Genomic DNA, 14,915 nt, shown 5'->3' with positions numbered 1-14,915 from the left:
TTACTTCTCATCCGCTTGCAGAACTGTTTTTAAATATAGTTTTGCAGACTCAGCAAGTCCAGATACATCAGCTTTTTCTTCATCGAAATACAGGGCGTTTTGAATGATGCCGTCATTCATATTGAGGAAAAACTTGGCGATAGTCGCAAGAGGCTGAAGCGGCTGAAACTCTCCCTGATCGATCCCTTTTTGCAATAGATTTGAAAATCTTTCCACAAAAAGATCATACCTTTTCTCCAAATACTGCCTACGTTCCTCATTCCGCCAAGCTGTCACTAAATATTCAAATTGCACCGGCGCCAGCGTATCTGCTACATCACGCAGGCCCTCAGACAGTTCATCCAAATAGATTGAAATGGCGGACCAAACACTTTGGTGTTCAGCTGATTTATCAAGCTTTCGGAGTCCTTCATCCAGCCCTGTTTCAATAATGCGGCGAAACATCTCCTCAGTGCTTGAAAAATAAAGATAGACACCGCCCCGGCTGAAACCTGACTCTTCTACAACGTCCTTCATCGTCGTTAATTCGAATCCTTTACGTTTAAAAACCGTTTTGGCAGCCTCTAAAATCTTTGTCTGCCGTTTATCCTTGTGCTCCTTTGTTACTTTTGGTGACAAGATATCGCCTGCTTTCTGAAACTTTCTTACCTACAAGTGTAATCAACCCAATCAAGATCAGCAAGCAGCCACAGACAAGAAAAGCAAGTGAAACACCGATCCATTCCGCCAGCATGCCTCCGCCCGCCATGCCGAGGATGGAGGCGAGGGTTGTCGCGCTCTGAATGGCGCCAAACACCCTGCCGCTGTAATCAACCGGCACTGTTGTTTGCACGAGAATTTGAAATGGAATATGGACCAGACCAAAAGCCGCTCCCATGATGAAAAAAGCGAAAATAAAAAGAGCAATGCCGGCAATTCCCATTCCGCTCAGAAATGGCACGCCTCCAGTTGCTAGTCCAAGCAGAAAGGTCCCAGCTGAGAAATAAAGAAAATAAGAGGTGATTCGCCGTCTGCCGGCAATTGCCGCCGTAAGGAGCATGCCGGCTCCGCTGACGGCCATGCACCAGCCTGCAAGCTCAGGCGGAGCGCCTGAAAAAGAACGGATAAGAATGATAGCCTGGGAATCACCAATCTGCAAAACAAAGAGAACGACGCAAGCTGTGAGTAAGCCTATTAAAAGAAGTGGCATCCGTTTCAAATACTGAAGGCCTTCTTTAATAGAAGCAAGTGCTGATGTTTTTTCTTGAGGTGTATTGGCTTTTTGTAAAAAAGCATCTTTGGGGAGGAAAAACAAAATGACAGCGGAAAGAAGAAAGGCGCCGGCGTTAATATAGAAAACAGAATGTATAGAGACAGCAGCGATCAGCATGCCGCCAAGGGCAGGGCCGAAGATTTTTGCACTGTTATCAATGATGCTGCTGGCGGAAACAGCCTGCTGAATGTGTGCTTCCGGAGCCAATTCCTTAAGCTTTCCGTTTTTAGCAGGTGAAAAAAGTGAAGAAAAACAGCTCTGAAGGCATAGCAATACGTAAAGCTGCCAAAGCTCACTGACATAAACGCAGCTGATAACGGTGAGGGCACGTCCGATTTCAGACAGAAACATGATCGTTTTTCTGTCAAAACGGTCGGCAAGCAGACCCGATACAGGTCCGAGTACAATGACAGGCAAAGCAAACGACATCATTAAAAGCGACATATCTAATGGAGAAGCATGAAGCTGAAAAGCGGCTAATGTTAGCACGGCCAAAATGTGAAGCCAGTCTCCAAGTGAAGAAATGGTTTGCGAGGCTAACAGTGTCATCAGTCCTTTTTGATTGCGAAACAACGGTTTTTCCATGATTCATCCTCCTGATTATTAAAATGACACTAGTGTCGTTTTTATTGTATGGGAAAAAGACACAATATACAATCTTTTTCTTGTAAAATAAAGGAGAAGAGTGAATAGAAGGGAGAACATTCATGACATCAGTCAATCTAAGCTACCCAATAGGAGAATACAAGCCGAGGGAATCCATATCGAAGGAGCAAAAAGATAAATGGATTCAAGTACTTGAAGAAGTGCCGGCAAAATTGAAGCAAGCTGTAGAGGGCATGACGGACAGCCAGCTTGACACACCGTACCGGGACGGTGGATGGACCGTTCGGCAAGTTATTCATCATCTGGCTGACAGTCATATGAACAGCTATATTCGTTTTAAATTGAGCTTGACGGAAGAGACACCGGCTATCCGTCCGTATGATGAAAAAGCATGGTCGGAGCTAAAAGACTCGAAAACGGCAGATCCGAGCGGCTCGCTTTCGCTTTTGCAGGAGCTTCACGGAAGATGGACGGCTCTGCTCCGCACTCTGACGGATCAGCAATTTAAGCGCGGATTTTATCACCCTGATACAAAGGAGATCATTACCCTGGAGAACACGCTCGGCCTGTATGTCTGGCACTCACATCACCATATCGCTCATATTACGGAGCTTTCTAGACGGATGGGGTGGTCTTAACGCTTTTGCCGGCGGAAAGCCGGAATACTGATAGCAGCAATCACCAGAAGTGAGATCACAGCAGCCGCTGCATATAAATGATCATAGCCGCTGGCGACACTCGCATGAATGGCGTCGCTTATCGCGGTTTTGACTTCAGGAACGGGAATGCGTTCGATCTGTTCTTGTAAAGAAGAAACATCAGAACTGTCGATCTCCGGAATCATCTGCATCGCCTTTTCTGAATATCCGCTGTCCGATAAGCGGCTGTTGATCTCATCACCTATTTGGTCAAACCCGGCTGTGATAAAACCTGCATAAAGAGTAGGCGCCAAGGTCAGTCCAATTTGCCTTACTAATGAAAGCGTGCCAAGAGCTGTACCCTTATTTGTTTTTGCCGCTTCTGATACAAGGACGTTCAGCGGAGCGCCTAACAGAAAGCCAAAACCGATCCCAGCTGCCACACTTGCGATCACAAACTCCCATTTTTCCGTGACCCAGAGCGGAAATAAAGCAAACCCCGCACATGAGATGATTCCCGAAAGAATAACGGTTTTTACAGGACCTTTTTTGTCGGTAAGCGCTCCGCCAAGCCAAGCGCCGATTCCGGAAGCCAACGCAAGCGGTGTCATTCAATAGCCTGCTTTTGCGGCAGGGACACCCAAATACTGCTCGACATATGACGGGATAAAAATGACTGCCGCCAAGAGCCCCCCGGATAACAAACCGATGATAAGCGTGCGCTGAAACATATGGTTTCGCAGCAGAGAATACGCCAAAATGGGATCGCCTCCTCGCATTTCAACTCTCTTTTCATACGAGATAAGCGCTGCAAAACAGAGTATGCCAAAAATAATACATCCATAAACCTCCGGATTCCCCAAGCTGTGTAAGAGATTTACCCCGTCAAGGTTCGTCATGCCGTACATCACGGCTAAAATCGACAGGGACAGAAGGAAGATTCCGGCCGCATCGAGGCGCTTAGCTTCAGGTGCTTTTGTTTCCGCGATAAAGTATGAGCCGAAAACAACCAATAGCACGGCAATCGGCAAATTAATCAAAAATAGCCAATGCCAAGACCCGGTCCAATCAAGCAGAAAGCTTCCGATATTTGGCCCGAGCACAGCGGCCATCCCGTTCATTGCGCCAAGCAGCCCAAGTGCCTTCCCCTGTTTTTCCTTTGGAAGGGTCGCGAGAATGTGAGAGCTGCCGATGATGAAAATCCCGCCGCCTCCAAGCGCCTGAATCAGCCGCGATATCAGAAAGAGCGGGAAGCTTTGGCTCAAAGCAACAAGCAAAGAACCAAGTCCGAACAGGCAAACCTCAATGAGAAAGAGTTTTTTTCTGCCGTAGCGGTCGGAAAGCTTTCCGACGATTGGCACACTGACGCTAAGACCGAGCGTATAAAGGGTAATGCCCCATGATCCCCAGGAAGGAGAAACGGCAAACGACTCGTTTATCGTTGTTAAGGCAGCTGAAATAATTCCGTTATCTAGCGCAGCCATAAATACACCAATCGTAAACAGGCTGATCGCCCACTTTTGGCCTTTCTGCTCTGTTAATGCTTCAGACATATTCATCAACCCCTTTTTTATTCACTTGAAGTATATTATTCATTTTAAATGAACTAAATGCCAAATAAAAAAAGCCTGCTCCCGCAGTTTGCGGATGACAGACTTACAGATTTATTCTTTTTTCGCTTTTTCTAATGCTCTTGAAAGGATAGACAGCCCTTCGGAAACAGCCTGCTTTTCTTCAGGGGACAGCAGCTCTAATGAACGCTTCAATTTCAGGTGGCCTTTTTCATACAAACCCCGGAAAATCTTTTTCGCATTTTCTGTCAACTGAACAACTACAGAGCGGCGGTCCTCTTCAGAATGTGAGCGTTTGACAAACCCTGATTTCTCAAGGCGGTCAAGCAGCCCAGTTGTATTGGACAGGGAAGCCCCCATTTTTTCAGCAATGTCGCTCACTTTCAATGTTCCATGGTTGTTTAATAGCATCAGCACTTTCATTTGCGGCATGCTCATATCCAGCTTCATCCACTCGGACACATCACCGAGGCCGGCGGACGTTAAGACTTTCATATAGAGCACCCATATTTCCCGTTCCTCCGATGAAAGAATGTTTTCGTTTAATACTGTTGTATCGTGTAAATTATATTCCATTTCATCACTTCCTCATCATTCACTCCTCTTACCATATTACTCGATTTTCACTCCTGAAAGAAAGTGAGCAGAAACCGCATGCGGGACTTTGTCCGAAAAATAACGGTAGTGTATAATGAGTTGGAGATTATTGGGGGAGAGGATCGAACTAGAATATGATTGGAGAGACCATTGCTGATTAAAAAGAATGCTTTATCAATATTAAAAATCGTTTTTCCTATTGCTGTTTTGCTATTTGTTATTTATCAATCGAAAAAAGAACTGACAAATCTGTCATTCAAACGTACGCTCATGGTCATCAACGGACTGGAACGAACTGACTTATTTATGCTTGTGTTGATCGGCTTGCTGGCTGTTGCGGCCATGTCGCTGTATGATTACGTCCTGAAATACTCACTTCGCCTATCGATCACAAACGGAAAAGTATTCAGGGTTTCCTGGATCGCCAATTCATTTAATAATGTGCTGGGCTTCGGCGGTTTAGCCGGCGTCGGGTTAAGAATGATGTTATATAAGGAGCATACGAAAGACCATAAGGCACTCGTGAAAGGAATCGCCTGGCTCACATCATCTATGCTGCTCGGATTATCTGTTTTCAGCATTTTCGTCGCTGCGAGAGTGCTGCCAGTGGATGAAGTGATTCATGAAAAGCCTTGGCTATGGGCGGTCGTTATCGGTTTTGCGCTGATATTGCCGCTGTCTTTGGCGGTGTCCAAAATAAAAGACCGCAAAGCTGGGGACGAAGAGAATGCGGACAAAGTGAAAAATCCGATTTTCGCATATATTGGAGCTTCAGTTGTTGAATGGCTCATGGCCGGGATCGTCATCTATTTTGCTTTGTTCGCTATGGGCATTCATGCAGATATCAGGTATGTGTTCGGGGTGTTCGTCATTGCGGCGATCGGAGGAATGATCAGCCTCGTGCCGGGCGGCTTCGGCTCGTTTGACCTTTTATTTTTGCTGGGGATGGAGCAGCTTGGCTATCATCAGGAGGCCATCGTTACTTCTATTGTGTTGTACAGGCTCGCCTATTCATTTATCCCATTTATCTTGGGACTGTTCTTTGCCGCAGGCGACCTGACGGAAAATACAATGAAGCGGCTCGAAACGAACCCGCGCATCGCACCGGCAATTGAGACGACAAACGTTCTGCTTGTTGTTCAGCGTGCGGTATTAGTGAGAATTTTGCAAGGCTCGCTTTCCCTTATTGTGTTCGTAGCAGGTCTGATTGTCTTGGCCTCAGTTTCCTTGCCGATTGACAGGCTGACGGTTATACCGCACATTCCGCGCCCGGCGCTTTTGCTGTTCAACGGCCTGTCCTTAAGCTCAGCACTCATTCTGCTAATTTTGCCGATCGAGCTTTATAAACGGACAAAACGTTCCTACACGATGGCCATTACAGCGCTTGTCGGCGGCTTTGTGTTCAGCTTTTTAAAAGGGCTTAACATCAGCGCGATATTCGTACTGCCGATGATTATCGTATTGCTTGTGCTATTGAAAAAACAATTTGTCCGCGAACAGGCATCCTATACACTGGGACAATTGATATTCGCTGTGGCGCTGTTTACTGTGGCGCTCTTTAACTACAATCTGATCGCGGGCTTTATTTGGGACCGGATGAAGAAGGTGCTGCGTCACGAATATTTCGTCCACAGCACCTCGCATATTACACATGCAACCATCATGGCGATCATCATTGTGCCGCTGTTCTTCTTGATATTTACAGTGGTCTATCATAAGAGAACGAAACCGATCGGAGAGCAAGCTGACCCTGAGCGTCTTGCTGCGTTTCTTAATGAAAAAGGCGGCAACGCGCTGAGCCATCTCGGTTTTCTTGGAGATAAGCGGTTTTATTTTTCCAGCGATGGGAATGCACTGCTTCTGTTTGGGAAAATCGCCAGAAGGCTGGTCGTGCTCGGCGATCCGTCTGGCCAAAGAGAATCATTCCCGCTCGTGCTGGAAGAATTTCTGAACGAAGCGCATCAGAAGGGATTCAGTGTTTTGTTCTATCAAATTGAACGAGAGGACATGGCGCTGTATCACGATTTTGGCTACAACTTCTTTAAATTGGGCGAGGAAGCATATGTAGATTTAAATACATTTACCTTGACTGGGAAGAAAAAAGCCGGCCTTCGGGCAATCAATAACCGCTTTGAGCGGGAGGAGTATACTTTCCGTGTGGATCATCCCCCATTTTCTGATGCGTTTTTGGAGGAGCTGAAGCAAATCTCAGACGAATGGCTCGGCTCGAAAAAAGAGAAGGGATTCTCGCTCGGATTTTTTGATCCTTCCTATTTACAGAAAGCGCCGATCGCCTATATGAAAAATGCAGAAGGAGAGATCGTTGCATTCGCAAATGTCATGCCGATGTACCAGGAAGGAGAGATATCGGTCGATCTGATGCGCTATCGCGGCGACGCTCCAAATGGCATTATGGACGCATTGTTTATCCGTATGTTTTTATGGGCAAAGGAAGAGGGCTGTACGTCATTTAATATGGGGATGGCACCCTTGGCCAATGTCGGCACTGCCTTTACATCCTTCTGGTCCGAAAGGTTTGCCGCTGTCATTTTTAATAATGTCAGATACATGTACAGTTTCAGCGGCCTAAGAGCCTTTAAAGAAAAATATAAACCGGAGTGGCGAGGGAAATACTTAGCGTATCGGAAAAACAGATCTCTTTCTGTCACCATGTTCCTCGTTACACGTCTGATTGGCAAAAGCAAAAAAGACTCCGTCTAATAAGACGGAGTCTTTTTTTATTTCGTTTTTAAGAAGTAGGTTTCAATATCATCAAGCAGGTAGTTTGCGGCTTTAATTCCGCCTGCGGTTGTCCATACGACGTCATCGACTTCATGTGCATTACCTGACTTCACGGCCTTTAGGTTTTTCCATAGTGAACTGCTTGTCCACTGATTGGCCCATTTTTCATTTTCCTTTGCATTATCGGCTTTATAAGTGAAATAAAACAGCACATCAGCATCCATATCAGGAATAGATTCTTTACTGTCGGTTGAGAACGTAAATTGGTCCTTTTGTTTCTTAAACAGCTCCACTTGTTTTTCAGGGCGTTTGAAGCCAAGCTGGTCTAAAATAATCCCTGAGAATGAATCGGTATAATAGATTCTTGACTCACCGGATAAAAAGCGTACGACAGAAACGGTTTTGTTTGTCTGGTCGCCCAGCTTGTTTTTTAAATCAGAAACGCGTTTATCAAAATCGGCAATGACTTCCTTGCCTTTGTCCGCCTTATTCACCGCGTTGGCGTATAGAGTCAGGTTATCCTTCCAGTTCCCGGCCAAAGATTCAGCGAAAACAGTCGGCGCAATTGCATTTAACTGATCATAAATTTTTTCCTGGCGCACTTTGTTTCCAATAATCAAATCAGGCTTTAATTCTGCGATGGCTTCCACATTCGGTTCCGTTTCAAGACCGACGTTTTTAACACCTTTCATGTCATCTTTCAGATAGTCATACCACGGGTCGCCCTTCCATGACTTTACGGCTCCGACCGGCTTAATGCCAAGCGCTAAGAGCGCCTCTGTTCCTTCATTTGTTAAAACAACAATCCGTTTTGGATTGGCGGGAATGTTGTCTGATGTCCCCATTGCATGTTTGACCGTTCTTGTTTTGCTGCTTGACCCCTCGCTGTTGCTTGAACTTTCTGAACTATTACAGGCAGAAAGTACCATAAAGGCCATTAAAAATACGAATAGCATGCTGATATGCTTTTTCATCTTTTTCCTCCCAATATTGAAATTCATTATCATTTAGATCATAATAAGCAGTGTTAAGAGTGTCAATCCCTAATTGAGGATTATTCTCAAAAACAAACATTACATAGTAAATAACTAGGAGAATATTAGATCATGATCTGCAAAAAGGCATCTTCAAAATGGATTGTGTTAGTATGTCTGATTTTCATTTTACTGGCGGCTGTCTGCGCAAGCGTCGTGTACGGCTATACAGGTACGTCATGGAGACAGGTCTATCAGGCGTTTACTTCCTTCAACGGAACAAATGAGCATGTCATCATCAAGGATGTCAGGCTTCCGCGCGCTTTGGTTGCCACAGTTGTCGGCGCCTCGCTTGCAGCCGCGGGCGCCCTCATGCAGGCGCTTACAAAAAATCCGCTTGCGTCACCGGGCATTTTCGGGATTAACGCCGGTGCAGGTTTTTTTATTGTTGCCGGATCGTTTTTTCTGCATATTCAGTCACCTCAGGCATTAGTATGGAGCTCGTTTCTGGGGGCAGCATTTACCGCTGCGATCGTCTATGCAGCAGGCTCGCTTGGAAGAGAAGGACTGACGCCAATCAAACTGACGCTGGCGGGAGCTGCCATGGCAGCCATGTTTTCTTCTCTGACACAAGGCTTGCTTTCTGTCAACGAACTCGAGCTTGCCCAGGTGCTTTTTTGGCTGACTGGCTCTGTGCAGGGCCGGAGTCTGGATCTGTTGATGACGATGTTTCCATATGCAGCGGCAGCGCTGGTAATCTGCTTCTTTCTCGGCCAAAAAATTAACCTCCTCGTTATGGGAGAAGATGTGGCAAAAGGACTCGGCCAAAAAACGGGCCTGCTGAAATTTGTGATGGCGCTTTGTGTTGTCATGCTTGCAGGGTCCGCTGTCGCCATTGCCGGGCCGATTTCTTTTATCGGCATCATTATTCCGCATTTTGCCCGCTTTGTCGTTGGTAATGATTATCGCTGGGTTCTGCCATTTTCCGCTGTTTTGGGTGCCATTTTGCTTGTTTGCGCGGATATCGGTGCGCGATATATCATTATGCCTCAGGAAGTTCCTGTCGGGGTCATGACCGCCATCATCGGAATGCCTGTGTTTGTGTACATCGCAAGAAGGGGGGCGAAGCTATGAAACTTCGTTTTGGCGTTACTGCGGCTGAAAAGAAAGCATGGATCGTCTTTTTAATTTTACTGGGGTTAACAGCTGCTGTACTCATCATAAGCGCAGGTCTCGGACAAAGGTTTATTCCTCCCTGGGATGTAGCAAAAACATTCTTTGGTGCAGGTTCCAAGCTGGATGAACTGATGATCATGTCGTTCCGCATGCCAAGAATTTTGACAGCTTTATGCGCCGGTGTCTGCTTGGCAGCGGCAGGCGCGATATTGCAGGGGCTCGTCAGAAACCCTCTCGCATCTCCGGATATTATCGGAATAACAGGAGGAGCGGCGGTAGCGGTCGTGCTTTTAATGATGTTCTTCTCAGACCGCAGCAGTTCACTTACGATCAGTCTGTCATGGCTTCCAGCAGCCGCATTTATCGGCGCATCGGCTGTCGGGCTCATCGTCTATTTACTGGCATACAAAAATGGCGCCTCCACATTTCGGCTGGTGCTGATCGGAATCGGATTTTCAATGTCGGCGCAGGCGATGACTACCCTGTTGATGATCAAAGGTCCGATTTACCGGGCATCACAAGCCAATGTGTATATCACTGGGTCAGTTTATGGGTCAAACTGGCAGCATGTAAAAATAGCTATTATCTTATCTGTCATTCTCTTATTCATTTGTTTTGTCGCGCTAAAAAATATGAATATACAGGTGCTGGGTGAAGATATTGCGGCGGGTGCAGGAAGCGCTGTGCAGCGAAATCGTTTTTTCTTGCTACTTTTGAGTACGGCTCTTACTGGTTGTGCAGTTTCAGTTGCCGGCACAATCGGTTTTGTCGGGCTGATGGCGCCCCATATTGCAAGACGGCTTGTCGGCTCATCTTATGGCGCGCTGCTCCCAGCGTCGGCACTTATTGGAGCTCTGCTCGTTTTAACAGCTGATATCGTCGGCAGAACCTTATTTGCTCCGGTGGAAGTGCCGGCCGGCGTCTTTACAGCGGCTATCGGCGCACCTTATTTTATTTATTTGCTCTATAAAACAAGAAATTCTTAATCGTTACACCCATTTTCTTAAAAAAGAAAATGGGTTTTTTTGATAATGACTGAAGATTCGTAATTATTTTTGCTATACTGACAGAGACATTGATAAAGAAAGGGCGGCAGATGAATGAAAGAAGCAGAGGTATTAAAATATGAAGCATTTACAAGCAGTCCCGGCAAAGGAAACCCCGCAGGCGTCGTTTTGCAGGGAGACGATTATACGGAAGACGAGATGCAGATCATAGCTGAACGTGCCGGGTATTCAGAAACCTCCTTTATCCGAAAAAGCGAGTCGGCCGATCTTGAACTCCGTTACTTTACCCCTGGACACGAAATGAATTTGTGCGGTCATGCGACAGTTGCTTCTCTTTACGCATTATGTGAGAAAGGAATGCTGGAGAGCGGTAAAACGTACAGCATCCAAACGAAAGCGGGTATCCTGCCTGTGAAGATTTCTGAAAAAGATGGCCGCATTCATATCACGCTTGAACAGGCCTCTCCGCAATTCAAACCATTTACAGGCGATCGGAAAAAACTTGCGGACGCACTGGGTATCACCGATGAAGATTTTCATGAAGACCTTCCGATTGTGTTTGGCAGCACTGGGATATGGACAGCCATCGTTCCGCTTAAATCATTGGAGGCTTCCAAAAAAATGGTGCCAGATAACAAACAATTTCCGGAAGTGTTAGTTGATCTGCCAAAAGCTTCAGTCCATCCGTTTACCTTTGAAACCGTCCATCCCGACAGCGACCTGCACGGGCGCCACTTTTCATCCCCGTATTCGGGAACGATTGAAGACCCCGTGACCGGCACAGCATCCGGCGTGATGGGGGCTTATATGAAACATTATGGCAATGCCGAGCAGCATAAATTTATCATTGAACAAGGGCAGGAAATTGGAAAAGATGGAAAAGTGGAGATCGAAATGAACGAAGCCGGCGGCCATGTGAAAGTGAACATGACAGGAACAGCCGTTTACTCAGAAACCCGTATTCTTAAATTCTAATACGGATGATGGTTTACAAAAAGATGCACTTTCCGTTATTATTATGAAATGATAATCATTTTCAATTGCATAGGAAGGTGAGACGGTATGCCTCAAACCGAACAAATACATCAGCATTCAGTACTGCGGGACATCATACGCAGCAGAAGATCGATTCGAAAGTTTAAACAAGAGCCAGTACCTTCAGCAGTCATTCTTGACATGCTTGAAACGGCAAAATATGCGCCAAATCACAGAGTGACAGAGCCATGGAGATTTATTTACGTTTCCAGTGAGACAGGTAAAGCGAACCTCATCAATACATTTGCAGCGTTCTCTATGAAATCCAAGCCGGATATGACAGAGGAAAAGCTTCAAAATTTCAAAAACACACTTGGGCGCGTTCCGGGATTTCTCCTCGTCGTGTTTCGGGAAGATGAAAACGAAAGAGCGCGGGACGACGATTTTGCGGCAACAAGCTCGTTGATTCAAAATCTTCAGCTTCTCGCTTGGGAAAAAGGAATCGGCATGGTTTGGAAAAGCGGAAAAATCCTTTATGACAAAGAAGTCCATCAGGCCTTTGGTTTGCAGGATAATGAGCGTTTCGCCGCTATCATACAAACGGGTTATCCTGACGAGGCGCCGGAAGTGAAAAAACGCACACCGATCCGCGACCGGTTCACTGAAATGTAAAAAAACCCTTGTCTCAAACGGAGACAAGGGGTTTTTCATTAACGAGATTTCTTTTTCGCTCTGTTGTCGGCTGCTTTCGCACGCTCTTGCGCTTCGCGGTCATCTGCATCAGCAAGCTCGCTTGAATATTCTTCGTAAACGCCGTCAGTTTCCCTTTTTAAGGCATCAGGAACTTGTGGAAGCTTTTGTTTGTTTTTATCACGGTTTTTGTGGATATGATTTCTGCCCATATCAAATTCCCCCTAAAAGTGATATCAAACAAATATAGTATTTGGTTTTAAGGGGCTATGTATTCCTACTTCCGCTTAGCAGCTTTTTCCGCTTTTTTAAATTCGCCTGAATAAAGAACTTCCTGCATTTTCTTCAGGTTGGCGCCTTGCTGGTGCTTCTCCCTCTTTTTTTCCATAAAAAGGACCTCCTTCAACCATGTTATTCTTAAGGTTGACGCATCCTGCTGTTTTTATACAGTCTTTCGGTCCGCTATGAGCTGTGAGAGTGCAAATTCAAGATCCGAATATGTAAAACGAAATCCAGAGGTTATCGCTTTTTTCGGAAGAGCGCGCTGTCCTTTCACAATCAAAAGACTCATTTCACCCAATGCTTTTGATAAAAAGAATTCCGGGACGGGGAGCCAGTGCGGGCGGTGCTTCACCCGTGCAATCGTTTTTCCGAATTGCTTCATGTCCACAGGATTGGGCGCGGTGACATTCATTGGGCCTGAGATGCCGGCGTTTTCCACCGCATATCGGATCATCTGGGCCGCATCCTCGACATGAATCCATGACAGCCACTGCCTTCCCGTTCCGATCGTTCCGCCGGCCAGAAACTTATAGGGGAGAATCATGAGCGGGAGAGCGCCTTTTTCTCCAAGCATCACGCCAAATCTCGCATAAACCGTCCTGATGCCCATCGCCTCAATATGCTGTCCTTCCTTTTCCCACAGGTGTGCAGTATGGCTGAGAAAATCCTCATCTGACGTTGCAGAATCCTCTGTAAAGGTTTTCTCAAGGCTTGTGCCGTAAATACCCACGGCACTGGCTTGGATCAGTGTCTGCGGCTTCTCCTTCTGTTTCTGAATAAGCCGCTGCACTTCACGCGTCGCATTGATACGGCTGGAGAGAATGTGCTGCTTCGTTTTTTCCGTCCAGCGGCCAAAAATCGATTTTCCCGCAAGGTTTATCCAGACATCAATATGAGGAAGTTCCTGCTCCGGTGCGGCTCCTTCCGACAGCCATTGGACATATGTCATATTTTTTTGTTCAGCTTCCCTTGCGTTTCTTGATAAAATATAAACATGGTGTCCCTGGCGGGTAAGAACGCCTGTCAGATGCTGGCCGAGAAAACCGGTTCCGCCCGTCATTGCGATATTCATGAACATCTCTCCTCATCGTTCTAATAAATATACTTTACCTCATTGTAATAAAAGAAAACGCGTTTCAGGCCTGAGAAGGGAGATTAAGATGCCGTTTATTACAAAAATATCAACGCAAAAAAAGAATACGGAACGCTTCAATATTTTTCTGGATGATAAATACGCCTTCAGCGTGGACGCGGATGTGCTCGTGAAATTTGAGCTCAAGAAGGGAAAAGAACTCGATGATCTTGACATCATTGAGATTCAATACGGCGATGAAGTGAAGAAAGGCTTCAACCGTGCGCTTGACTTTTTATCCTATCGAATGCGGTCGACGAAAGAGGTCGAGGACCACTTAAAGAAAAAAGAAACCTCGCCCCCCGTCATTGCGGAAGTCATCCATAGGCTTAACGATTACAAGTACTTAAACGACCAGGAATTTGCCGCAGCCTATGTCAGCACTCACAAAAAAACAAACGGAAAAGGCCCTGATGTTTTGTTCAGAGAGCTAAGAGCGAAGGGAATTGATGACGATACAATTAAGGAGGCGCTAAGTTCCTTTTCCTTTGAAGATCAGACAAGAGAAGCGGTCAAGCATGTTGAAAAGCTTCTCAAAAAAGATAAAAAGCTTTCGACGAAAGAATTCAAACAGCGCGCCCAGCTGCAGCTTCAGCGCAAGGGCTTCTCATTTGATGTTATCAGCGCGGCGATGGATCAGATTGAATATGAAAATGATGAAGACACGGAGAAAGAAGCGCTGCGCCTTCACGCGGAAAAAGCGTTTAGAAAATACCGCTATGACGGCTCATATGAAAGCGCCATTAAGGTCAAACAATTTTTATTCCGCAAAGGATTCTCACTCGATTTAATCGAGCAATTACTGCAGGAAGAGGAGTACTGAAATGGAGAAACGATACAGTCAAATGACACCTCACGAACTCAATACCGAAATCGCATTACTTTCTGAAAAAGCAAGAAAAGCCGAACAGCATGGAATCATAAACGAACTGGCAGTGCTCGAACGGAAAATTACGATGGCAAAAGCATATTTGCTGAACCCGGAAGATTACTCACCGGGAGAAACATATCGTGTGGAAAACACTGAGGACGAGTTTACCATCAGTTATTTAAATGGCGTTTTCGCATGGGGATACAGGACCTCTTCCCCCCAGCAAGAGGAAGCTCTGCCAATCTCAGTATTGCAAGAAAAAGAATAAAGCGTAACAGGAGGCTGATGATCAGCCTCTTTTTGTTTGCAGCACATTTACACGAATTCTTAAAGAAAAAATCATTGAATTCACTTGAAAAATCTTTTAAGATGAAACTCGTTGTTTTTTAAAATCAAAGGAGG

15 protein-coding genes and 1 pseudogene are annotated in these 14,915 nt (G+C 45.8%); 8 read left to right on the top strand and 8 right to left on the bottom strand.

Features of this window, described 5'->3' with window-relative positions; translation table 11 throughout:
• A complete protein-coding gene (locus PUN35_RS10310) occupies positions 1-618 on the bottom strand; it encodes a TetR/AcrR family transcriptional regulator (RefSeq protein ID WP_014479206.1) in 618 nt (205 codons plus the stop codon).
• The gene (locus tag PUN35_RS10305; RefSeq protein WP_014479207.1) at positions 584-1,837 is read right to left on the bottom strand and encodes an MFS transporter; all 1,254 of its coding nucleotides are present in this window, start codon (positions 1,835-1,837) and stop codon (positions 584-586) included. Before PUN35_RS10305 ends, PUN35_RS10310 begins: the two co-directional genes overlap by 35 nt.
• 122 nt (positions 1,838-1,959) lie before the next feature.
• On the opposite strand from PUN35_RS10305, the gene bstA reads away from it, so the two are divergent.
• The gene (bstA, locus tag PUN35_RS10300) at positions 1,960-2,496 is read left to right on the top strand and encodes a bacillithiol transferase BstA (protein WP_014479208.1); all 537 of its coding nucleotides are present in this window, start codon (positions 1,960-1,962) and stop codon (positions 2,494-2,496) included.
• On the opposite strand, the pseudogene PUN35_RS10295 reads toward bstA, so the two are convergent.
• Positions 2,493-4,049, bottom strand: a pseudogene (locus PUN35_RS10295) (MFS transporter). The gene bstA and the pseudogene PUN35_RS10295 overlap by 4 nt on opposite strands.
• 111 nt (positions 4,050-4,160) lie before the next feature.
• Complete coding sequence (locus PUN35_RS10290) at positions 4,161-4,643, bottom strand: MarR family transcriptional regulator (RefSeq protein ID WP_003233577.1); 483 nt, start codon at positions 4,641-4,643, stop codon at positions 4,161-4,163.
• Between the two features lie 171 nt (positions 4,644-4,814).
• On the opposite strand from PUN35_RS10290, the gene mprF reads away from it, so the two are divergent.
• Positions 4,815-7,385, top strand: a complete 2,571-nt coding sequence (gene mprF, locus PUN35_RS10285; RefSeq protein ID WP_014479211.1) for a bifunctional lysylphosphatidylglycerol flippase/synthetase MprF — start codon at positions 4,815-4,817, stop codon at positions 7,383-7,385.
• A gap of 17 nt (positions 7,386-7,402) precedes the next feature.
• On the opposite strand, the gene PUN35_RS10280 is transcribed toward mprF, so the two are convergent.
• The gene (locus PUN35_RS10280; protein ID WP_014479212.1) at positions 7,403-8,380 is read right to left on the bottom strand and encodes an ABC transporter substrate-binding protein; all 978 of its coding nucleotides are present in this window, start codon (positions 8,378-8,380) and stop codon (positions 7,403-7,405) included.
• A gap of 132 nt (positions 8,381-8,512) precedes the next feature.
• On the opposite strand from PUN35_RS10280, the gene PUN35_RS10275 reads away from it, so the two are divergent.
• The 4 genes from PUN35_RS10275 to PUN35_RS10260 all read left to right on the top strand — a co-directional run bounded on the left by PUN35_RS10275 (position 8,513) and on the right by PUN35_RS10260 (position 12,210).
• Positions 8,513-9,514, top strand: coding sequence for a FecCD family ABC transporter permease (locus tag PUN35_RS10275; RefSeq protein WP_003233570.1), 1,002 nt, complete (start codon positions 8,513-8,515; stop codon positions 9,512-9,514).
• Positions 9,511-10,542 (top strand): FecCD family ABC transporter permease, encoded by a 1,032-nt coding sequence (locus PUN35_RS10270; RefSeq protein ID WP_003233568.1) that lies wholly within the window; start codon positions 9,511-9,513, stop codon positions 10,540-10,542. The genes PUN35_RS10275 and PUN35_RS10270 overlap by 4 nt, the downstream gene beginning before the upstream one ends.
• 114 nt (positions 10,543-10,656) lie before the next feature.
• A complete protein-coding gene (locus PUN35_RS10265) occupies positions 10,657-11,538 on the top strand; it encodes a PhzF family phenazine biosynthesis isomerase (RefSeq protein ID WP_014479213.1) in 882 nt (293 codons plus the stop codon).
• A gap of 87 nt (positions 11,539-11,625) precedes the next feature.
• A complete protein-coding gene (locus tag PUN35_RS10260) occupies positions 11,626-12,210 on the top strand; it encodes a nitroreductase family protein (protein WP_033881364.1) in 585 nt (194 codons plus the stop codon).
• A gap of 38 nt (positions 12,211-12,248) precedes the next feature.
• Here PUN35_RS10260 and PUN35_RS10255 read toward each other — a convergent pair whose 3' ends face one another.
• The 3 genes from PUN35_RS10255 to PUN35_RS10245 all read right to left on the bottom strand — a co-directional run bounded on the left by PUN35_RS10255 (position 12,249) and on the right by PUN35_RS10245 (position 13,582).
• Entirely contained in the window at positions 12,249-12,440 is a 192-nt protein-coding gene (locus PUN35_RS10255; RefSeq protein ID WP_014479215.1) for a YfhD family protein, read from the bottom strand.
• A 65-nt stretch (positions 12,441-12,505) separates the two neighbouring features.
• On the bottom strand, positions 12,506-12,616 hold the full coding sequence (locus PUN35_RS10250) for a YfhE family protein (protein ID WP_003223230.1): 111 nt from the start codon (positions 12,614-12,616) through the stop codon (positions 12,506-12,508).
• A gap of 54 nt (positions 12,617-12,670) precedes the next feature.
• Complete coding sequence (locus PUN35_RS10245) at positions 12,671-13,582, bottom strand: TIGR01777 family oxidoreductase (protein ID WP_014479216.1); 912 nt, start codon at positions 13,580-13,582, stop codon at positions 12,671-12,673.
• Positions 13,583-13,670: 88 nt separating this feature from the next.
• On the opposite strand from PUN35_RS10245, the gene recX reads away from it, so the two are divergent.
• Together recX and PUN35_RS10235 are read left to right on the top strand one after the other, a co-directional pair.
• Positions 13,671-14,465: a recombination regulator RecX gene (gene recX / locus PUN35_RS10240; protein WP_014479217.1), complete on the top strand. Its 795-nt coding sequence runs from the start codon at positions 13,671-13,673 to the stop codon at positions 14,463-14,465.
• Between the two features lies 1 nt (position 14,466).
• Positions 14,467-14,781 carry a YfhH family protein gene (locus tag PUN35_RS10235; protein ID WP_003244592.1) on the top strand — a complete coding sequence of 105 codons (315 nt, stop codon included), beginning with the start codon at positions 14,467-14,469 and terminating at the stop codon, positions 14,779-14,781.
• Positions 14,782-14,915 lie beyond the last annotated feature (134 nt).

Origin of the sequence: Bacillus sp. N3378-2at, assembly GCF_033412715.1 — a bacterium.
GTDB classification, from domain to species: domain Bacteria; phylum Bacillota; class Bacilli; order Bacillales; family Bacillaceae; genus Bacillus; species Bacillus subtilis.
The sequence above is the reverse complement of the archived record's forward strand: the minus strand, read 5'-3'. Positions and strand labels throughout refer to the sequence as shown.